The 20,286-nt window shown below is 53.5% G+C and carries 18 protein-coding genes; 10 read left to right on the top strand and 8 right to left on the bottom strand.

Annotation, left to right across the window (positions count from 1 at the left end):
- Nucleotides 1–112 precede the first annotated feature (112 nt).
- The 3 genes from serB to nadR all read left to right on the top strand — a co-directional run bounded on the left by serB (nucleotide 113) and on the right by nadR (nucleotide 3,930).
- Entirely contained in the window at nucleotides 113–1,081 is a 969-nt protein-coding gene (serB, locus tag QEN31_RS19945; protein WP_001132983.1) for a phosphoserine phosphatase, read from the top strand.
- An 83-nt stretch (nucleotides 1,082–1,164) separates the two neighbouring features.
- Nucleotides 1,165–2,547: a DNA repair protein RadA gene (radA, locus tag QEN31_RS19940; protein ID WP_001029709.1), complete on the top strand. Its 1,383-nt coding sequence runs from the start codon at nucleotides 1,165–1,167 to the stop codon at nucleotides 2,545–2,547.
- A 150-nt stretch (nucleotides 2,548–2,697) separates the two neighbouring features.
- Nucleotides 2,698–3,930 (top strand): multifunctional transcriptional regulator/nicotinamide-nucleotide adenylyltransferase/ribosylnicotinamide kinase NadR, encoded by a 1,233-nt coding sequence (gene nadR / locus QEN31_RS19935; protein WP_000093829.1) that lies wholly within the window; start codon nucleotides 2,698–2,700, stop codon nucleotides 3,928–3,930.
- Nucleotides 3,931–4,047: 117 nt separating this feature from the next.
- Here the strand turns inward: nadR and ettA are convergent, their stop codons facing one another.
- A complete protein-coding gene (ettA, locus tag QEN31_RS19930) occupies nucleotides 4,048–5,715 on the bottom strand; it encodes an energy-dependent translational throttle protein EttA (RefSeq protein WP_000046770.1) in 1,668 nt (555 codons plus the stop codon).
- A gap of 208 nt (nucleotides 5,716–5,923) precedes the next feature.
- Here ettA and sltY point away from each other — a divergent pair, with 208 nt between their 5' ends.
- Together sltY and trpR are read left to right on the top strand one after the other, a co-directional pair.
- Complete coding sequence (gene sltY / locus QEN31_RS19925) at nucleotides 5,924–7,861, top strand: murein transglycosylase (protein WP_000373268.1); 1,938 nt, start codon at nucleotides 5,924–5,926, stop codon at nucleotides 7,859–7,861.
- 57 nt (nucleotides 7,862–7,918) lie between these two features.
- Complete coding sequence (trpR, locus tag QEN31_RS19920; RefSeq protein ID WP_000192003.1) at nucleotides 7,919–8,245, top strand: trp operon repressor; 327 nt, start codon at nucleotides 7,919–7,921, stop codon at nucleotides 8,243–8,245.
- 101 nt (nucleotides 8,246–8,346) lie between these two features.
- Here the strand turns inward: trpR and yjjX are convergent, their stop codons facing one another.
- Nucleotides 8,347–8,862, bottom strand: coding sequence for an inosine/xanthosine triphosphatase (gene yjjX, locus QEN31_RS19915; protein WP_000554311.1), 516 nt, complete (start codon nucleotides 8,860–8,862; stop codon nucleotides 8,347–8,349).
- 48 nt (nucleotides 8,863–8,910) lie between these two features.
- Here yjjX and gpmB point away from each other — a divergent pair, with 48 nt between their 5' ends.
- Nucleotides 8,911–9,558, top strand: a complete 648-nt coding sequence (gpmB, locus tag QEN31_RS19910; protein WP_000942363.1) for a 2,3-diphosphoglycerate-dependent phosphoglycerate mutase GpmB — start codon at nucleotides 8,911–8,913, stop codon at nucleotides 9,556–9,558.
- On the opposite strand, the gene robA is transcribed toward gpmB, so the two are convergent.
- Nucleotides 9,555–10,424 (bottom strand): MDR efflux pump AcrAB transcriptional activator RobA, encoded by an 870-nt coding sequence (gene robA / locus QEN31_RS19905; RefSeq protein ID WP_000371685.1) that lies wholly within the window; start codon nucleotides 10,422–10,424, stop codon nucleotides 9,555–9,557. The two genes, gpmB and robA, sit on opposite strands and share 4 nt — an antisense overlap.
- 211 nt (nucleotides 10,425–10,635) lie before the next feature.
- On the opposite strand from robA, the gene creA reads away from it, so the two are divergent.
- Genes creA through creD form a run of 4 tightly spaced genes read left to right on the top strand, consistent with a single transcriptional unit; the run spans nucleotide 10,636 to nucleotide 14,642 of the window.
- On the top strand, nucleotides 10,636–11,109 hold the full coding sequence (gene creA, locus QEN31_RS19900; RefSeq protein ID WP_000875811.1) for a protein CreA: 474 nt from the start codon (nucleotides 10,636–10,638) through the stop codon (nucleotides 11,107–11,109).
- A 12-nt stretch (nucleotides 11,110–11,121) separates the two neighbouring features.
- Entirely contained in the window at nucleotides 11,122–11,811 is a 690-nt protein-coding gene (gene creB, locus QEN31_RS19895; RefSeq protein ID WP_001187047.1) for a two-component system response regulator CreB, read from the top strand.
- A complete protein-coding gene (creC, locus tag QEN31_RS19890) occupies nucleotides 11,811–13,235 on the top strand; it encodes a two-component system sensor histidine kinase CreC (RefSeq protein WP_001219537.1) in 1,425 nt (474 codons plus the stop codon). Before creB ends, creC begins: the two co-directional genes overlap by 1 nt.
- Before the next feature lie 57 nt (nucleotides 13,236–13,292).
- Complete coding sequence (gene creD, locus QEN31_RS19885; protein ID WP_064239835.1) at nucleotides 13,293–14,642, top strand: cell envelope integrity protein CreD; 1,350 nt, start codon at nucleotides 13,293–13,295, stop codon at nucleotides 14,640–14,642.
- 57 nt (nucleotides 14,643–14,699) lie between these two features.
- Here creD and sthE read toward each other — a convergent pair whose 3' ends face one another.
- The 5 genes from sthE to QEN31_RS19860 form a co-directional block, all read right to left on the bottom strand.
- On the bottom strand, nucleotides 14,700–15,785 hold the full coding sequence (gene sthE / locus QEN31_RS19880) for a fimbrial major subunit SthE (protein ID WP_099949723.1): 1,086 nt from the start codon (nucleotides 15,783–15,785) through the stop codon (nucleotides 14,700–14,702).
- A gap of 40 nt (nucleotides 15,786–15,825) precedes the next feature.
- Nucleotides 15,826–16,383, bottom strand: a complete 558-nt coding sequence (locus QEN31_RS19875; RefSeq protein WP_001056984.1) for a fimbrial protein — start codon at nucleotides 16,381–16,383, stop codon at nucleotides 15,826–15,828.
- Between the two features lie 17 nt (nucleotides 16,384–16,400).
- Entirely contained in the window at nucleotides 16,401–18,938 is a 2,538-nt protein-coding gene (locus tag QEN31_RS19870) for a fimbrial outer membrane usher protein (protein WP_099949722.1), read from the bottom strand.
- A 45-nt stretch (nucleotides 18,939–18,983) separates the two neighbouring features.
- The gene (sthA, locus tag QEN31_RS19865) at nucleotides 18,984–19,667 is read right to left on the bottom strand and encodes a fimbrial biogenesis chaperone SthA (RefSeq protein WP_000680512.1); all 684 of its coding nucleotides are present in this window, start codon (nucleotides 19,665–19,667) and stop codon (nucleotides 18,984–18,986) included.
- Nucleotides 19,668–19,737: 70 nt separating this feature from the next.
- Nucleotides 19,738–20,283 (bottom strand): fimbrial protein, encoded by a 546-nt coding sequence (locus QEN31_RS19860; RefSeq protein ID WP_000482241.1) that lies wholly within the window; start codon nucleotides 20,281–20,283, stop codon nucleotides 19,738–19,740.
- Between the last annotated feature and the right edge of the window lie 3 nt (nucleotides 20,284–20,286).

Raw genomic sequence — 20,286 nt, 5'->3', positions numbered from 1 at the left:
CACCTGCTGAAAATTTGAGGCTTAATGTTGCCAGAAGCGATGGTTACAAGGTAGCCTCATGCGTTATTTTCCGCGGGGCGGTTACCGGCCTGAACGATTTACAGGAGCTTTAATGCCTAACATTACCTGGTGCGATCTGCCTGAAGATGTCTCTTTATGGCCTGGTTTGCCTCTTTCTTTAAGCGGCGACGAGGTGATGCCTCTGGATTACCATGCAGGCCGCAGCGGTTGGCTGCTGTATGGGCGCGGGCTGGATAAGCAGCGTTTAACTCAATATCAGACCAAACTGGGCGCCGCAATGGTGATTGTCGCCGCCTGGTGCGTGGAGGATTATCAGGTCATTCGTCTGGCGGGGTCGCTGACGCCGCGTGCGACGCGGCTGGCGCATGAGGCGCAGCTGGATGTCGCGCCGCTGGGTAAAATTCCGCATCTGCGCACGCCGGGGCTGCTGGTGATGGATATGGATTCCACGGCGATCCAAATTGAGTGTATCGATGAAATCGCGAAGCTGGCCGGTACCGGTGAGAAGGTGGCTGAAGTGACGGAGCGCGCGATGCGCGGCGAGCTTGATTTTACCGCCAGCCTGCGCAGCCGCGTGGCGACGCTGAAAGGCGCGGATGCCGATATTTTGCGACAGGTGCGCGGGAATCTGCCGCTAATGCCAGGATTAACGCAGTTGGTGCTAAAACTGGAAGCGCTCGGCTGGAAAATCGCTATCGCCTCCGGCGGCTTCACTTTCTTCGCCGACTATCTGCGTGACCAGCTACGTCTGACGGCGGCAGTCGCCAATGAACTGGAGATCATGGACGGTAAATTTACCGGCCACGTTATCGGCGATATTGTGGATGCTGAGTATAAAGCCAATACCTTGCTTCGTCTGGCGCAAGAGCATGACATCCCGCTGGCGCAGACGGTGGCGATTGGCGACGGCGCTAACGATCTGCCAATGATCAAAGCGGCAGGGTTAGGTATTGCCTTCCATGCCAAGCCAAAAGTAAACGAAAAGACGGAGATTACGATCCGCCACGCTGACCTGATGGGCGTGTTTTGCATTCTCTCCGGCAGCATGAACCAGAAATGATTAACCTGCCCAATGGCAAGGCGACCGTAGGCCGGATAAGCGCCAGCGCCATCCGGCAACAGCGTTAACGAAAGAGGTAAAACGTGGCAAAAGCTCCCAAACGCGCCTTTGTTTGTAATGAATGTGGTGCCGATTACCCACGCTGGCAGGGGCAATGCAGCGCCTGCCATGCCTGGAACACCATTACCGAGGTGCGCCTTGCCGCGTCGCCGACGGTGGCGCGTAACGAACGTCTGAGCGGATACGCCGGCAGTGCGGGCGTATCAAAAGTGCAGAAACTGTCTGACATCAGTCTTGAGGAACTGCCGCGCTTTTCTACCGGTTTTAAAGAGTTTGACCGCGTGCTGGGCGGCGGGGTGGTACCCGGCAGCGCCATTTTGATTGGCGGTAACCCCGGCGCGGGCAAATCAACGTTGCTGCTGCAAACGCTGTGCAAGCTCGCCGAGCAGATGAAAACGCTGTACGTCACCGGCGAAGAGTCGCTACAGCAGGTGGCGATGCGTGCGCACCGTCTCGGCCTGCCGACCGCTAATCTGAATATGCTCTCCGAAACCAGCATCGAGCAGATCTGCCTGATAGCGGAAGAAGAACAGCCGAAACTGATGGTGATCGACTCTATACAGGTGATGCATATGGCGGATATCCAGTCGTCGCCAGGCAGCGTCGCCCAGGTCCGCGAAACGGCAGCCTACCTGACGCGCTTCGCCAAAACGCGCGGCGTGGCGATCGTGATGGTCGGCCACGTCACCAAAGACGGGTCGCTGGCGGGGCCGAAAGTGCTGGAACACTGTATCGATTGCTCAGTATTGCTCGACGGCGACGCTGATTCTCGTTTCCGCACGCTGCGCAGCCACAAAAACCGCTTTGGCGCAGTCAATGAGCTGGGCGTCTTCGCCATGACCGAACAGGGGTTGCGCGAAGTGAGCAATCCGTCCGCCATCTTTTTAAGCCGTGGCGATGAGGTCACTTCCGGCAGTTCAGTGATGGTCGTCTGGGAAGGCACGCGACCGTTGCTGGTGGAGATTCAGGCGCTGGTCGATCACTCGATGATGGCGAACCCCAGACGCGTGGCGGTCGGTCTGGAACAAAACCGTCTGGCAATCCTGCTGGCGGTGCTGCACCGACACGGCGGTCTGCAAATGTCGGATCAGGACGTCTTCGTTAACGTGGTCGGCGGCGTGAAAGTCACCGAAACCAGCGCGGATCTGGCTTTACTGCTGGCGATGGTCTCCAGCCTGCGTGACAGGCCGTTGCCGCAGGATCTGGTGGTGTTTGGCGAAGTGGGGCTGGCAGGCGAGATTCGTCCGGTGCCGAGCGGGCAGGAGCGTATTTCCGAGGCGGCGAAACACGGCTTTCGTCGGGCGATTGTGCCTGCCGCCAACGTACCGAAAAAGCCGCCGGAAGGAATGCTGGTGTTCGGTGTTAAAAAGCTCGCAGATGCGTTAAGCGTGTTTGACGACTTATAATTCTCTGTATGTAGTGATGTTGTATAATTTGCCGGATGGCGATGCAATGCGTCTTATCCGGCCTACGGATTGATACGGATTGATGTTGTAGGCCTGATAAGCGAAGCGCCATCAGGCAGTGTTATGCGATTTTTCCAGCAGGAGGCTCTTGTGTCATCGTTCGACTATCTCAAAACCGCGATTAAGCAGCAAGGTTGCACTCTGCAACAGGTGGCTGACGCCAGCGGTATGACCAAGGGATATCTGAGTCAGTTACTTAACGCCAAAATCAAAAGCCCCAGCGCGCAAAAACTGGAGGCGCTACACCGTTTTCTCGGGCTGGAGTTTCCCCGCCGACAGAAAAACATTGGCGTGGTGTTCGGTAAATTTTATCCATTGCATACCGGACACATCTACTTGATCCAGCGCGCCTGTAGCCAGGTGGATGAGTTGCACATCATTATGGGATATGACGATACGCGCGACCGCGGGCTGTTTGAGGATAGCGCCATGTCGCAGCAGCCCACCGTGTCGGATCGCCTGCGCTGGTTATTGCAAACCTTCAAATACCAAAAAAATATTCGCATCCACGCCTTTAATGAAGAGGGGATGGAGCCTTATCCGCATGGCTGGGACGTCTGGAGCAACGGCATTAAAGCGTTTATGGCAGAGAAGGGAATACAGCCGAGCTGGATCTACACTTCCGAAGAGGCTGATGCGCCGCAGTATCTTGAGCATTTAGGGATTGAGACGGTGCTGGTCGATCCTGAACGCACGTTTATGAATATCAGTGGGGCGCAAATCCGCGAAAATCCGTTTCGTTACTGGGAATATATTCCTACCGAAGTGAAGCCGTTTTTCGTGCGTACCGTCGCGATTCTGGGCGGGGAATCAAGCGGCAAGTCTACGCTGGTCAATAAGCTCGCCAATATTTTTAATACCACCAGCGCCTGGGAATATGGCCGCGACTATGTCTTTTCGCATCTGGGCGGCGATGAGATGGCGTTACAGTATTCCGACTACGATAAAATTGCGCTGGGCCATGCGCAATATATTGATTTCGCAGTGAAATATGCGAATAAAGTGGCGTTTATCGATACCGATTTCGTCACCACCCAGGCATTTTGCAAAAAATACGAAGGACGCGAGCATCCCTTTGTCCAGGCGCTGATCGACGAGTATCGCTTCGACCTGGTGATTTTGCTGGAGAATAATACGCCGTGGGTAGCTGACGGACTGCGAAGCCTGGGCAGTTCAGTGGATCGCAAAGCGTTCCAGAACCTGCTGGTCGAGATGCTGAAAGAGAACAACATTGAGTTCGTTCACGTTAAAGAGGCTGATTACGATGGTCGCTTTTTGCGCTGTGTGGAACTGGTGAAAGAGATGATGGGCGAGCAGGGATAAGAACCAATGCCTGATGCGACGCTTACCGCGTCTTATCAGGCCTACAGTTTCACAACGTACTGGAATCGCTGGGTTTGTAGGCCGGGTAAGCGCAAGCGCCACCCGGCATTCAGACATTTATTTGGCAATACGCTTGTACTTGATACGCTTCGGCTCCAGCGCCTCGGCGCCCAGCGTGCGTTTCTTGTACTCTTCGTATTCGGTAAAGTTGCCTTCGAAGAATTCCACCTTACCTTCATCCTGATAATCCAGAATGTGGGTGGCGATACGGTCAAGGAACCAACGGTCGTGCGAGATAACCATCGCGCAGCCAGGGAACTCCAGCAGGGCGTTTTCCAGCGCGCGCAGGGTTTCGATATCCAGGTCGTTCGTCGGTTCGTCGAGCAGCAGGACGTTGCCGCCCACCTGCAGCAGCTTCGCCAGATGCAAACGACCGCGCTCACCGCCGGACAGTTCGCCAACGCGTTTGCCCTGATCGACGCCTTTGAAGTTGAAGCGGCCTACATAGGCGCGGCTTGGCATTTCAGTGTTGCCGATCTTCATGATATCCAGCCCGCCGGACACTTCTTCCCAGACGGTTTTGCTGTTGTCCATCGCGTCGCGGAACTGATCGACCGAGGCCAGCTTGACGGTTTCACCCAGCGTAATGGTGCCGCTATCGGGCTGCTCCTGACCGGACATCATGCGGAACAGGGTCGATTTACCCGCGCCGTTTGGCCCGATGATCCCGACGATAGCGCCTTTCGGCACCGAGAAGCTCAGGTCGTCGATCAGTACGCGGTCGCCGTAGGATTTACGCAGGTTGCTGACTTCAATGACTTTGTCGCCCAGACGCGGTCCTGGTGGAATAAACAGTTCGTTGGTTTCGTTACGTTTCTGATACTCAACGCTGTTCAGTTCTTCAAAGCGAGCCAGACGCGCCTTACCTTTCGACTGACGGCCTTTCGCGCCCTGACGCACCCACTCCAGCTCTTTCTCAATGGATTTACGGCGCGCCGCTTCGGCAGACGCTTCCTGCGCCAGACGCTGATCTTTCTGCTCCAGCCAGGAGGAGTAGTTGCCTTCCCACGGAATACCTTCGCCGCGGTCAAGTTCCAGAATCCAGCCGGCGACGTTATCGAGGAAGTAACGGTCGTGGGTAATCGCCACGACGGTACCTTCGAAGTCGTGCAGGAAACGTTCCAGCCACGCAACAGATTCGGCATCCAGGTGGTTGGTGGGTTCGTCGAGCAGCAGCATGTCCGGCTTTTCCAGCAACAGACGGCACAGCGCCACGCGACGGCGCTCGCCGCCGGACAGTTTTTCGACTTTGGCATCCCAGTCCGGCAGACGCAGAGCGTCAGCAGCGCGCTCAAGCTGCACGTTCAGATTATGACCGTCGTGCGCCTGGATAATCTCTTCAAGTCGGCCCTGCTCTGCGGCCAGCTTGTCGAAGTCGGCATCCGGATCGGCATACAGCGCGTACACTTCATCCAGACGTTTGAGGGCGTTAACCACTTCCGAAACGGCCTCTTCAATCGACTCGCGTACCGTGTGTTCCGGGTTTAGCTGAGGTTCCTGCGGCAGGTAGCCAATCTTAATGCCGGGCTGCGGGCGCGCTTCGCCCTCGATATCTTTATCGAGCCCCGCCATGATGCGCAGCAGGGTAGACTTACCGGCGCCGTTAAGGCCCAGCACGCCGATTTTGGCGCCAGGGAAGAAGCTCAGCGAGATGTTTTTCAGAATATGACGTTTCGGCGGAACCACTTTGCCGACACGATGCATGGTATAAACGAATTGAGCCACGTTGGACTTCGCCTCTATGTTTATCGTGATGGTGAATAGATGTCAAAGGCGAAGTGTAGCCTTTTTCCCTGCCTAAGCCCAGCCAGCAGATCGCACTCGCAATAAAAGTAAAAAAGTGTCCGTAACGTGGCGCAAATGGCTATGACTGGTTAGCATAAATTCATTACGCGGCATGATGCTGCATTGGATAACAATTGAGGAAGTGCTTGTGGATAGAGCCAAACCATTTGTCTGGCGTCTCGTCGCCGCCAGCGTATGCCTGCTGACCTTTTGTCACCTCGCGCGGGCCGACTCACTGGAAGAGCAGCGTAACCGCTATGCGCAGATTAAGCAGGCCTGGGACAACCGCCAGATGGATGTGGTAGAGCAGATGATGCCGGGTCTGAAAGATTATCCGCTCTACCCGTATCTGGAATACCGTAAGATCACCGACGATTTGATGAACCAACCGGCGATTGCTGTCACGCAGTTTGTGCGCGCCAATCCTACGCTTCCGCCTGCGCGTACGCTGCAATCACGCTTCGTCAATGAGCTGGCGCGTCGTGAAGACTGGCGCGGCTTGCTGGCGTTTAGCCCGGAGAAACCCGGCACCACGGAAGCGCAATGTAACTATTACTACGCGAAATGGAGTACCGGGCAAACGGAAGCGGCCTGGCAGGGCGCGAAAGACCTTTGGCTGACCGGCAAAAGTCAGCCGAATGCCTGCGATAAACTGTTCAGCGTCTGGCGGGCCTCCGGCAAGCAAGACCCGCTGGCGTATCTGGAACGTATTCGGCTGGCGATGAAAGCCGGAAATACGGGGCTGGTTACGGTGCTGGCCGGACAGATGCCGGCGGAATATCAAACGATCGCCTCAGCGATCATTACCCTCGCTAATGACCCTAATAACGTGTTGATCTTTGCACGCACCACCGGCGCCACCGATTTTACCCGCCAGATGGCGGAAGTCGCGTTTGCCAGCGTCGCCCGCCAGGACGCGGAAAATGCGCGTCTGATGATCCCCTCGCTGGTACAGGCGCAGAAACTTAATGAGGAACAAACGCAGGCGCTGCGCGATATCGTTGCCTGGCGACTGATGGGCAACGATGTGACCGATGCGCAGGCGAAATGGCGCGATGACGCGATTATGCGCTCGCAATCGACGTCGCTTATCGAGCGGCGCGTGCGTATGGCGCTGGGGATGGGCGATCGTCGCGGTCTCAATACCTGGCTTGCCCGCCTGCCAATGGAGGCGAAAGAGAAAGACGAGTGGCGTTACTGGCAGGCGGATTTATTGCTGGAGCGCGGTCGTGACGCCGAAGCGAAAGAGATCCTTCATGCTTTAATGCAGAAGCGCGGTTTTTATCCGATGGTTGCGGCGCAGCGTTTAGGCGAAGAGTACACGCTTAAAATCGATAAAGCGCCCGCCAACGTAAACAGCGCGTTGACGCAGGGGCCGGAGATGGCGCGTGTACGGGAGCTGATGTACTGGAACCTGGATAACACGGCGCGCAGCGAATGGGCGAATCTGGTAAAAAGCCGTAGTAAATCTGAACAGGCGCAGTTGGCGCGCTATGCGTTTAACCAGCACTGGTGGGATCTGAGCGTACAGGCGACGATCGCCGGAAAACTGTGGGATCATCTGGAGGAGCGTTTCCCGCTGGCGTATAACGATCTTTTTACCCGCTATACCCGCGGAAAAGATATCTCACAAAGCTATGCCATGGCGATTGCCCGCCAGGAGAGCGCCTGGAACCCGAAAGTAAAATCGCCGGTAGGGGCCAGCGGCTTAATGCAGATTATGCCGGGAACGGCCACCCATACGGTGAAAATGTTTTCGATTCCGGACTACCGCGGCCCCGGCCAACTGCTGGAGCCGGAGACCAACATCAACATTGGCACCAGCTATTTGCAGTATGTCTATCAGCAGTTTGGTAATAACCGTATTTTCGCCTCGGCGGCGTATAACGCCGGGCCGGGGCGCGTGCGCACCTGGCTTGGCAATAGCGCCGGGCGTATCGATGCCGTAGCGTTTGTCGAAAGCATTCCCTTTTCGGAAACGCGCGGCTACGTGAAAAACGTTCTGGCCTATGACGCTTACTATCGCCACTTTATGGGGCAGAAAGAGGCCTTAATGAGCGACTCTGAGTGGCAGCGACGGTATTAATGCAGACGGGTTATGTTATCATTTGTACTCGTGTAACAGTACAAACGGCGGTATAACATGACCCAGCATTCCCCTTATTCATCGGCTATCGCCGAACAACGTAATCAGGAGTGGCTTCGTTTTGTGGAGTTACTCCGTCAGGCATATGCAGAGGATCTGCATCTGCCTTTATTACAACTGATGCTTACGCCGGACGAGCGTGAAGCGCTGGGAACGCGCGTGCGCATTATTGAGGAGTTGTTGCGTGGCGAAATGAGCCAGCGCGAGTTGAAAACCGAGCTGGGGGCGGGCATCGCCACCATCACGCGCGGGTCAAACAGCCTGAAATCCGCGCCGGTTGAACTGCGTCATTGGCTTGAGAACGTACTGCTGAAAAACGCCTGATTTGCTCGTAGGCCGGATAAGGCGAAGCGGCCATCCGGCAACATCGCCGCGAAATGCCTGATGGCGCTGTGCTTATCAGGCTTACAATATAGCGCAAATAATTATCGATACACCGCGTTATGAAACGGGCTGAGCGCCAGGATCACCGCCTGGTAGTAAACGCTGGAGCGCGTTAATTTTCCGGCGGTAAATACGCCAATGGCGCCCTCTTTACGACCAATCTCATCAATACCTGTGTACTGCGACATTACCGGGCCAAGCGCTTCTCCCTGGCGGACTCTGTCGAGAATGACGGCGGGCAGCGGTAGCGTGGCCGATCGCGCTTCACCGCGCTGAACGCCGTTATCAATCACCACCCAACTGAAGGTGGCGTCATCGTCAATTCCGGCTTCAATGGCTACCCAGAAATCAGCTTGTGGATGCAGGCGTCGCGCATTATCCACGCGATTTCGTGCGCCAGCACGCGTTTCCTCGCTTCCGAAGGGCTGCTCCGGTACGCCGCTCTCGACGGCGACGGGCGTAATATGGCACGATCCTTCGCCGAAAATCTCTTCAAATGCCTGTAGAATTGCCTGAATTTTGGCAGGATTGGTGGTCGCAGAGATAACCTGGTGCATAATTAAGCTCAGTTTTAAAAATTTATCGCAGTATAACGGAAAAAAAACATGTTACAGGTATACCTTGTTCGCCACGGTGAAACGCAGTGGAACGCCGAGCGACGTATTCAGGGCCAATCGGACAGTCCCCTGACAGCAAAAGGCGAGCAGCAGGCCATGCAGGTAGGAGAACGCGCCCGTAGCCTCGGCATCACCCATATCATCAGCAGCGATTTAGGCCGCACAAAACGCACGGCGGAGATTATCGCCCAGGCGTGCGGGTGTGATATCACCTTTGACTCCCGCCTGCGCGAGCTGGATATGGGCGTGCTGGAAAAGCGCCAGATCGATTCGCTGACGGAAGAAGAAGAGGGCTGGCGTCGTCAGCTGGTCAACGGCACGCAGGATGGCCGCATTCCCGGCGGGGAATCGATGCAGGAGTTGAGCGATCGCGTTCATGCCGCGCTGGCGTCCTGTCTGGAGCTACCGCAGGGCAGCCGACCTTTATTGGTCAGTCACGGTATCGCGTTGGGCTGTCTGGTCAGTACTATACTGGGACTACCCGCCTGGGCGGAACGCCGGTTACGTTTGCGCAACTGCTCTATTTCCCGCATCGATTACCAGGAAAGTCAGTGGCTGGCGTCTGGCTGGGTGGTAGAAACCGCAGGGGACGTTTCGCATCTGGACGCCCCTGCATTGGATGAGCTACAGCGTTAACGGCGAATCGGGATCAGAAATTCGCAGCGCAGGTTGATAGGGCGATCGCCGGTTTTGGTATCTTCTGACGGGTAGTATCGCTCTATATCCTGTCCTTTACGACGGGTCAGATTCAGCATTGGCATACAGGTGCCGTAAACGGTCAGGATAAAATCCTGCACGCCGGTTCCTAACCCTTCATAGGTGAACATGACGTATTCACCACCCTGCAACAGCACGGGATGCGCCGACTGAACATAGCCATCGGCCTGCTCTTGCGGCAGTGCGGTGGTATAGAATACTTCCTGCTCATCGTCTTTCTCCATGCTGGGGCGCGTTTCATTAAGCCCATAAAGCACTGGCGGAATAGTTGGCGAATGACCGAGGAAATCATGCCAGAATTGCACGCGCATTTCGTGGCGGAAGTCGGAAATCTGTTCCAGCGAGCAGGAATAGCTCTGCGTGACGCCAAGGAGCGGCGTATCTTCCAGCGTAACGAACTGATGTTCCGGCACGGTAAACTCGCCCAGCCGTAATGGCGGGCGAATGCCAAAGGCGCTCCATTCCGAGGAGCGGCGATACAGCGCTGGCGTCTGGGAAAACTGTTTCTTAAAGGCGCGCGTAAAGGTTTGCTGAGAATCGAAGCGGTACTGAAGAGCAATATCCAGAATTGGACGCGCGGTCAAACGCAGCGCCACTGCTGATTTCGATAAACGACGGGCGCGGATGTAAGCGCCAATGGCGTGGCCCGTCACGTCCTTAAACATTCTCTGCAGGTGCCACTTGGAATAGCCTGCTTTTGCCGCCACATTGTCAAGTGACAGCGGCTGATCCAGATGACCTTCCAGCCAGATTAACAGGTCGCGAATTATGCCAGCCTGATCCATAAAATATCCCCATCCTTTCAACAACGAGCACCCGATATCAGGTAAGAGGATAATAGCATTTTTTGTTCTTTTAGCATTCAGTGTTTTTTTTGAGCTTAAATGCTTTTTTTAGGCAACGTGACAGGTAATTATTCTAATCCTGTGATCTATAACCATTTTATTTTAGAATGTCTAATAATTACGCAACGTAACTTTTATGAATGGTAACAATATGAAATACAAGAGCTTAGTACTTTTCTCAATTTTGTTGCTGCTGGGGCAGAGCGCCCGCGCGGAACAAATTGGTTCAGTCGATACGGTATTTAAAATGTTCGGTCCTGACCATAAAATCGTGGTGGAAGCTTTTGACGATCCTGATGTCAAAAACGTGACGTGCTATGTTAGCCGGGCGAAAACGGGCGGCATAAAAGGCGGATTGGGGCTGGCGGAAGATACGTCTGACGCCGCTATCTCTTGCCAGCAGGTCGGGCCTATTGAACTGAGCGACAAAATTAAGAACGGCAAGGCGCAGGGAGAGGTGGTGTTCAAAAAACGCACCTCATTGATATTTAAGTCATTGCAGGTCGTGCGTTTCTATGATGAGAAACGCAACACGCTGGCGTATCTGGCCTACTCCGACAAAGTAGTCGACGGGTCGCCGAAGAACGCCATCAGCGCGGTGCCGGTCATGCCGTGGCGACAATAACAGGGAAAGAGTATGCAGCAACCGCAGGTCTGGTTAGTCGAGGATGAACAGGGAATCGCCGATACGCTCATCTACACCCTGCAACTGGAAGGGTTTACCGTTGAGCTATTCGCTCGCGGGCTGCCCGCGCTGGAAAAAGCGCGTCAGCAACGGCCGGATGCGGTGATTCTCGATGTGGGACTACCGGATATCAGCGGCTTTGAGCTGTGTCGGCAGTTGCTGGAACGCCATCCTGCGCTGCCGATTCTTTTCCTGACTGCCCGTAGCGATGAAGTGGATCGATTGCTTGGTCTGGAGATTGGCGCAGATGATTATGTCGCCAAGCCGTTCTCGCCGCGCGAAGTGAGCGCCCGCGTGCGCACGCTGCTGCGCCGGGTGAAAAAGTTTGCTGCGCCGTCGCCGGTGGTGCGTACCGGACATTTTGAACTCAATGAACCGGCGGCGCAGATCGCCTGGTTTGGTACGCCGCTCTCGCTGACGCGTTATGAGTTTCTGCTCCTTAAAACCCTGCTGCTGTCGCCGGAGCGCGTGTACTCGCGCCAGCAATTGATGGATATTGTCTGGTCTGATGCCCAGGAGACCTTCGATCGGACGGTCGATACACACATCAAAACCCTGCGCGCTAAACTACGCGCGATCAATCCGGAGCTCTCGCCAATTAACACGCATCGTGGAATGGGATACAGCCTGAGGAGCGTCTGATGCGCATCGGAATGCGTTTGCTGCTGGGCTACTTTCTTATTGTCGCCGTCGCCGCCGTGTTTGTGCTGTCTATCTTCGTTCAGGAGATAAAGCCGGGCGTCCGCCGCGCGACGGAAGGGACGCTGATTGACACCGCAACGCTGCTGGCGGCGCTGGCCCGCGACGATCTCCTTTCCGGCAACCCGACTGACGGCCAGTTGGCGAAGGCATTCGCCCAACTGCAACATCGCCCGTTTCGCGCCAATATCAGCGGGATCGTCAAAGTGCGCAATGAATACCATGTCTACATGACGGATGCGCAGGGGAAGGTGTTGTTTGATTCGGAAAACAAAGCGGTGGGGCAGGATTATTCTCGCTGGAATGACGTCTGGCTTACGCTGCGCGGACAGTATGGCGCCCGCAGCACGGCAAAAGATTCTGCCGATCCCAATAGCACCGTGATGTACGTAGCCGCGCCGATAATCAGCGATGGACGGATTATCGGCGTCCTGACTGTCGGTAAACCGAATGCGGCAATGGCGCCGGTGATTAAGCGCAGCGAACGGCGCATTCTGTGGGCCAGCGCCGTTTTACTGGGAATTGCGCTGGCGATTGGCGCGGGGATGGTCTGGTGGATTAACCGCTCCATCGCCCGGTTGACGCGCTATGCGGATTCCGTCACCGAAAACCGCCCGCTTGCGTTACCTGCATTAGGCAGCAGCGAGCTGCGTAAACTGGCGCAGGCGCTGGAGAGTATGCGCATTAAGCTGGAAGGCAAGAATGAGATTGAGCAGTACGTGTATGCGTTGACTCATGAGCTGAAAAGTCCACTGGCGGCGATACGCGGCGCGGCGGAGATTCTGCGTGAAGGACCGCCCGCGGATGTGGTTACCCGCTTTACAGAGAATATACTGGCGCAAAATACGCGAATGCAGGCGCTGGTAGAGACCCTGCTGCGCCAGGCGCGGCTGGAAAACCGGCAGGATATCCCTCTCGCGCCGGTTGCTGTTGATGAACTATTTACGCAGCTTAGCGAGGCACGCAGTATTCAGTTGGCGGCAAAAAAGATCACCCTTACTTTACGGCCTTCCTCGCTGGTTGTCGTCGCCGACGCGGAGCTTCTGGCGCAGGCGCTGGGCAATGTGTTGGACAATGCCATCGACTTTACGCCTGAAAATGGCGTTATCACATTAAGCGCTCAGCCGATGGGAGAGAAAGCGATCCTGCAGGTGACGGATTCCGGCTGTGGTATTCCTGATTTTGCGCTGCCGCGCATTTTCGACCGATTCTATTCGTTGCCCCGTGAAAACGGACGTAAAAGCAGCGGGCTTGGGCTGGCGTTTGTCAGCGAGGCGGCGCGACTCCTCAACGGTGAGGTGACGTTGTGCAACCGTCCCGAAGGCGGCGTGCTGGCCTCGTTGACACTTCACCGTCACTTCACATAACTTCAAATTCTCCCCACATCGCGTTCTTACACTGCTGGCATTGCAAAGGAGAACGCTATGTTGAAATCCCCCCTGTTGTGGAAAATGATTACGTTAGGCGGCGCCATGATCCTGCTGTTAATTCCCCTGATGATGGTACGGCACACCATCGTGGAACGTGCTGATTATCGAAGCCATGTAGAAGCCGCTATTCGTCAGAGTACCAGAGGCCCACAAAAGGTTGTCGGCCCGCTGGTGGCGGTTCCGGTGACAGAGCTCTATACCGTGCTGGAAGAGGAGAAAGAGGTCCAGTATAAGCGCAGCTATCTCTATTTTTGGCTGCCGGAGTCGCTATTGGTCGAAGGCAATCAAAACGTTGAAGCGCGAAAAATAGGTATTTATCAGGGGCAGGTGTGGCATACCGATATGGCGATAAAGGCGGAGTTTGATGTGGCCCGTCTGCATGAGCTGAACAGACCGAACATTACCCTTGGAAAGCCCTTTATCGTCGTGGGCGTCGGCGATGCGCGCGGTATCAGCGCAGTAAAAGCGCCGCAGGTGAATGGTGAAACGCTCACTGTAGAACCGGGGACCGGCTTACCGGAAAGTAGAGAGGGCATTCATATCCCGCTGCCGGACAGTCAGTGGGCGACGCGCAACCTGACGTTGGCGATGTCGTTAAATTTAAGCGGAACCGGCAGCTTTTCACTGGTTCCCGTCGGGCGTAGCAGTGAAATGACCCTGACCAGTAACTGGCCGCACCCAAATTTTGTGGGGGATTTTCTTCCCGGTAAACGCGAAATCAGCGGTTCAGGATTTCAGGCCCAGTGGCAAACCAGCCGGTTTGCCACGAATCTCGGCGAACAGTTTGCTGATGCGCAAAAGGTGGATTGGGACAACTTACCGGCGTTTAGCGTCGCTGTATCGACGCCAGCCGATCAGTATCAACTGACGGACAGAGCGACGAAATATGCCATTTTGTTGATTACGCTAACGTTTATGGCTTTCTTTGTCTTCGAAACCCTGACGGGGCAGCGGTTACACCCGATGCAGTATCTGCTGGTGGGGTTATCGCTGGTGATGTTCTACCTGCTGTTGCTGGCACTGTCGGAACATATCGGTTTCACGCCAGCCTGGATCGCCGCAAGCCTGGTGGGCGCGTTGATGAATAGCGTTTATTTGCAGGCGGTGCTGAAAGGATGGCGCAATAGCGTACTGTTTACGTTAGCGTTATTGGCGCTGGATGGCGTGATGTGGGGATTGCTGCGTTCGGAAGATAGCTCGTTGCTTCTGGGGACCGGCGTTCTGCTACTGGCGCTTGGCGGCGTGATGTTCCTGACGCGCCATCTGGACTGGTATTCGCTCTCTTGTCAGCAACGTAAGTCATTACCGCCAGTAAAAGATGACGAATTACGTTTGTGGAAATAAATTTTACGGGCGCGCGCGTTAACGTTTTCCCGCGCAGCGCCAGAAAATGTGATGCCGTTAGTTATAGGTCAGGTTTAATGTTGCCGTGGCATTCGCTTGCCCGGCCGTTACCGTGGCGGCGGTTTTATAGTAGCGCGCGCTAATTTTCAGGGTGGTGGACATATTCATGGTTCCGCCGTTAACCGTCTGGCTGCCATCGGCATTGGTGGTAATCGTGTGAGTAAAGAAATCAATTTTTTGATTAATTGGCAAACTGTCGGTAAAGAAACCGGCGTCCGGCGCCTGAATACCCAACTGTACGCCAACGCCGGTTGCGCTGGTTGGCGCGCTCGCATTGCTCAACTGGATGACTGAATTATCAGGGTTATTTCCGCTGGCCGGTTGGGCGCTTAACGATGCGGAGATAGCGGTGCCTTGTTCGCAGGTCAATAAGATATCCTGCTCGCCTGTGCCCGCAGTTTGACTGTTAGCGAAACTGCCTAAATTGACGCTGCCTAAATCAACGGTGATGGCAGGTGTTTCTACCCGACATCCCATCGCTTTCATAATCAATTGCGTATTCCCCAAATACAGATGGGTCAGGATATCGCCGCCGGAGTCTTCCGTTGCGCTATCGCGAAAAGATACGCGCGCCAGTGGGCTTTGGAATGTCGCGGTACCGGAGGTGATCGGACCGCCTAAGGCGGCCAGTTCAACATTGTAGGCGGGAGCCATCGCATGGTGTGTTTTATTGCCATCGCCATTATGGTAGGTATTATCGATTGGCATGACATTATCGTAAGGGCCAGCATTCGTTTGGGTTTTAATCGCAATGCCCACGCCGGAAATGCCGGTGCTAAATACCGGTGTGTTGTTCCCGTCATTCGCATTGATTGTCGCTGATGTATTTGACTGCGCGCTACCGGGTTCATATAAAAAACCGACCTTATAATCGCGACTACAGCCATCCATTGTGACTTCGGAGGTGGAAACCCAGCCCGATTGCCACAACACTTCGCCTGCGGTATAGGCGTGGCTATCCACCACAAGCTGCGACGGCGGGGTGATAGTGATCGCGCCTTCATTTCCGGAACGTTTACAGGAGGCGTAACCATGACCGGAATACGCGAACAGCAGAATAAGCGCCAGATATAACCTTCTCATGAAAAATTCCTGCTTTTATACCAGGTGAAATAGAAAGATGTTATTGCCATGCGATAGTGATCGTCACAACGGACGTGAAATCCCCTGCCGTGACTTTTCCATACGGGGTATACATCCTTGCGGCGACAGGCAAATTGGCTTCATGGGTATTACTGTTGATATCCACCGTGTAAGTGACGTTGTTGGCCAGATTGACCAGACTTTTACCGTCCAGGTTAAAAAGCTGTAATCCTAAATCCTGCGCCGGATTGGCCGCGCTGTTTGCATAAATCGCAGAAGCATAATTTGGATCGGGATAAGGTACGCCGTTAAATGAAATCGCGGCTTTTGTGGTCGTTGCCGGGCAATTCGTCATTTTTATGGTGAAAGGAATGGTGGCGGTATTGCCGCCGGCCACGGCGATATCCGCCCGGGCATATTGTCCAAGAGAGAGCGTGTCGGGGACCGTCACGGTACACGGATCGGCATAAATTAATCCCGTAACGTTAATGTCTACGGCATCTGCGGTATTGTATGCCGCGCTGATCGATGGCGACCATAATGCCAGACCCGTGAACGTTAACAGGGCGGCTAATGCAGCAAATCTGTTCATATTCATCTTTTATCCCACCAGAATCACTGGCATTGCTCGTGTAAGATTTCTACGCCAGAAGCGGAGGGGGAGCTCGGTATACGATAAGAGACCTGACACCGGTCTGCTGCTGTTGGCCCCCACTTCACTAATAACCGCCCTTGTTTTTCCAGTCCGGTTAACCAGGCTTGCCCCGCATCACCAACAAAACTGCTGTGATTGTCTGGTTTTGTTAAAGACGAGACGGTCGCGCCAAAAGGAACAGGAAGATTGTTTATGCGGGTTAATACCATCAATGCCTTGTAACCAATATTGGTTTTATATTCAGCCCTGACCACCGCGCCACGGGTAGGCACCAGCGTTTTACTGGTATCAATGAGCTCAATATTTTTTCTAATGCCCGTCGTATCTAAAGAGACTTCATTACGATGGTAAGGCGAAGCATAAGGTACAACGGCATAACCCCGAAAATCGGTGTCCACGCCCGTTTCGTTATTCACGGGGACACCCGCTGCGCCAGGGGCTTTAACCAATATGATGGTGTCGTCCATTGGCTGGGATAGTGTCAGGCCATTTCGATGTAACAGTACGCCGCCCTGAACGCCATAATTCAGGCGACGCATATGATTATCGTAGCTATATCCGCCGTTAATATCCGCATACGTCCCGTTATAGGTTGCGCTCACATTACCGCTGGTGGCTTTCTCTTGAGAGGAATAACCTTCCTGAACGCTCCATGAGAGATTTTTCTGTGCCAGCGCTGTTCCGTTTAAACCGACAGTATGCGTGGTATCGCCGTCTTTCGCGGAGTTCATATTGTAGGTGGCATACGTTGACGGCATAAAGGCATCTAACGGAATACTAATATTGATTGAAATTTGCTGGTCATTACTGTCTTCCGTATCGTCGTCTTCATCCTGAGAATTATCGGCGTTCAGCGTATAAGAATAGTTAATGCCATAGCTTACGTTATGCCATGTGTTGTTATAGCCAATACCTAATGATGTGGTATGAGTGTCATTCCAGTAATCTTCATTATATAAAGTGAGTGAAATGGAACCGTAGATAATGTCTTGCGACAACGACAGGTCGGTGCGATTGCGGACATGATCATAGTGACTATTATCGCTATAGGTATCCAGCACATCCTCAAGAGCGTAGTAATCTTTGGTCGAATAACGGTAGCCAGCGACAGTAAAATTGGTGCCTGTTGACTGAATATCTTTGCTGTAACGAATACGCCAGGATTGTCCGGTAAGCGTATTGCTAACCACATCGCCTGCTTTAATTTTTGACCATGAGTTGGTGACATCTAAAGACAATGCGCCCAGATCGCCAAGGTTTAAGCCTGTCCCGATGAGCGCCGCATGATAAACATCATTGCTCAGCGTACTCTCTATTCCGCCATAGGCGGTTATGCCGCCTGCTAATCCGTATAAGGCCGTCAGTTCAGCGAAGTTCTGTTGCGCGGAATGCGTATCTGATGAACGCGTGCGGCCTACCGTCAGGTCGTATTTCAGGTGGCCTTCACGCTGTAATACCGGAACGCTGGCGTAGGGCACAATGAAATGCTGTTCAGAACCATCGGATTCTTTGATGGTGACGTACAGGTCGCCCGAACCGCCGGTTGGATAAAGATCGTTGATGGCGAATGGGCCCGCCGGAACGTTAGTTTTGTAGATGGTATAACCGTTTTGTTCAACGGTTACCTGCGCGCTGCTTTTGGCTACCCCGCGAATGACCGGGGCGAACCCTTTCATACTGTCCGGCAACATATCGTCATCAGAAGAGATCTGTACGCCTTTAAATGAAATACTGTCAAAGACGTCCGCGGGCGTGTTATTTTCCCCGGCGATCAGCTGTCCTTTTAAAAATTCGATATCGCGAGAAACATAGGTGTAGGCAGAATCCCAGCTATTTTGCCCATCGCTATCATGATTCCAGGTTGAGTAGTTACGAAAACGCCATGCGCCAATGTTAATACCAGGGCGCAGGTTAGCGTATTCGCTATTTTCCGTCCGGTTTTCATCAATATCGTGATCCTGCGATCCGGTAAAACTGTAGTTCAGCAAAAAAGCATTAATGCCTTCATCCCATTCGCTGGTAGGGACGAATTCTCGCGGGTCGGCGATCAACGCGATTTGAGGGATCGCTAAATCCAGCCGGTTACCGATGACATTAAACTTTGCTACAGCGCCAGCCAGCAGACTAAGATCGGTACACCCGTTTGGGTCATTTTTAAGCTCGGGGAAGTTTTCTGTTTTTACGCCCCACTGCTTGAGTTGTTCAACGCTAAGACATGGCTGTAGGGAGAGCTTATTATCTGCTGATTTTTTATTTTTAAAGGCAATATTTTTTGTTTCAACACTAGTGTTATTAATATAAATATCAACATTATAGGTGCCTTCTGCCTGCCCCCCCTTTTCGAAAACCGATAGATCGACATTCTCCACGCCCGGTTCATCATTTTCCAACGATAATGGATTAAAATGATCATGCGCTAACGCTGGTTTTATGGAACAGCATATAAAGAGAAACGATAACGCTAATTGAGAACGGGGCTCTACTCTGGAGAATTGCACAGTAAAAGTCCTGAAAGGGTAAAAGTAAAATGAAGTCGTTAATGGCTAGAATGAACCGGAATGCGGCTCTAAACTCATCCCATAATCGCTGATTAATCGCCACGTTACCGTGCCATGAGGGGCGGCAGTAGAACCCAATTTAAATGACGCTGATGATTTTGGCGGAACGAAGGTCGCTGATTTCACTTCATGGCTGTTAAGCGTCACACTGGCAAAGTTCATATAATAGGGAGTGGGGTTATTTACGGTAATAACATCACCTGCCGTCTGCCATTTTAATTGTTGGCTCTGGCTATCAGGCGTTGATTTTGTTAATGCTGGCGGTCGATAAATAAGCTTTATTTGGGTATTAATGGAGATTTCCACGCGGTTCGCGGAGGCATTATCATCAATAGAAGGAATACCCTTAATATTGAGCCAGTACATAGACTCCCGATCTGCAGGTAGAGGGGCGCCAGAGCGAATAACCCGAATGCTGTTCTTTTGCCCGGCATCAAGGCGAAAAAGAGGCGGGGTGATAATAAACGCCTGCTTATTTGTGACCTGGGGATCGGCAACCGATAACCATGACTGAACAAGATTCGCTTTGCTGTCTTTATTCTCTACATTGATTGACGACTCATCATTATTGCCGTCGAAAACCAGTCGGGTTCCGCCAACAACAATGCTGGCATGGGCAACATGGCTTGTCAGTAATACGGCCAACACGGATTTCTTTATGTGTTTCATTTTTTACTCTGTAAAGATGTTTTACGCTATGGACTGGCATCCTGCCTGTCCACATCAGGATGAGAATGCCTTACTGATACGAAACGGTATACGTAACCTGAGTGCTAACATCTCCACCGGTTACGGTTGCGGAACCATCGTTTGCCATGGCGGCGTAATAGGTAAAGTCTGCTGTCGAGCCGTCGGTTGGCAGGTTTACTGCGGCATCATTCGTGTTATCTGTCACATCGCTATGTGAAGCGTTCTGAATAGAAATACCGACACCCGCGGCGCCCGTTTCCGATCCTTCGTCCGCGTTTTTGAAGTACGTTGGGTTAGAATCATCTGTTGCGCCGTGGAAGCGGAACATGGCCTGGGTTGGTACGCCAGTCCCTGCTTCCGGGCAGCTAACCAGGCTTACGGTAAACGGCACGTAATCGGTTGTGGCGCCTTTTTCCGCGATGCGTTCTTTGCTGTAATTACCCAAATCAATGGTGGTATCCGTGGAGCCATTCACCTGAACCGTACACGCCTGATCGTAAATTTTGCCATTGAACGTAATCGTGTTCTGGGCAAATACCGGTGTGGATGCTACGGCAGTTAACATTGCCAGGATGATAATTTTCTTATTAAACATATT

Source organism: Salmonella sp. SA15303 (assembly GCF_029962125.1).
Lineage (GTDB): Bacteria > Pseudomonadota > Gammaproteobacteria > Enterobacterales > Enterobacteriaceae > Salmonella > Salmonella enterica.
The sequence above is the reverse complement of the archived record's forward strand: the minus strand, read 5'-3'. Positions and strand labels throughout refer to the sequence as shown.

Excerpts from the sequence above, each read along its gene's own strand:
- serB (WP_001132983.1), top strand. The coding sequence starts at position 113 with ATGCCTAACATTACCTGGTGCGATCTGCCTGAAGATGTCTCTTTATGG.
- trpR (WP_000192003.1), top strand. The coding sequence starts at position 7,919 with ATGACCCAGCATTCCCCTTATTCATCGGCTATCGCCGAACAACGTAAT.
- yjjX (WP_000554311.1), bottom strand. The coding sequence starts at position 8,862 with ATGCACCAGGTTATCTCTGCGACCACCAATCCTGCCAAAATTCAGGCA.
- gpmB (WP_000942363.1), top strand. The coding sequence starts at position 8,911 with ATGTTACAGGTATACCTTGTTCGCCACGGTGAAACGCAGTGGAACGCC.
- robA (WP_000371685.1), bottom strand. The coding sequence starts at position 10,424 with ATGGATCAGGCTGGCATAATTCGCGACCTGTTAATCTGGCTGGAAGGT.
- creA (WP_000875811.1), top strand. The coding sequence starts at position 10,636 with ATGAAATACAAGAGCTTAGTACTTTTCTCAATTTTGTTGCTGCTGGGG.
- creB (WP_001187047.1), top strand. The coding sequence starts at position 11,122 with ATGCAGCAACCGCAGGTCTGGTTAGTCGAGGATGAACAGGGAATCGCC.
- creC (WP_001219537.1), top strand. The coding sequence starts at position 11,811 with ATGCGCATCGGAATGCGTTTGCTGCTGGGCTACTTTCTTATTGTCGCC.
- creD (WP_064239835.1), top strand. The coding sequence starts at position 13,293 with ATGTTGAAATCCCCCCTGTTGTGGAAAATGATTACGTTAGGCGGCGCC.
- sthE (WP_099949723.1), bottom strand. The coding sequence starts at position 15,785 with ATGAGAAGGTTATATCTGGCGCTTATTCTGCTGTTCGCGTATTCCGGT.
- QEN31_RS19875 (WP_001056984.1), bottom strand. The coding sequence starts at position 16,383 with ATGAATATGAACAGATTTGCTGCATTAGCCGCCCTGTTAACGTTCACG.
- sthA (WP_000680512.1), bottom strand. The coding sequence starts at position 19,667 with ATGAAACACATAAAGAAATCCGTGTTGGCCGTATTACTGACAAGCCAT.
- QEN31_RS19860 (WP_000482241.1), bottom strand. The coding sequence starts at position 20,283 with ATGTTTAATAAGAAAATTATCATCCTGGCAATGTTAACTGCCGTAGCA.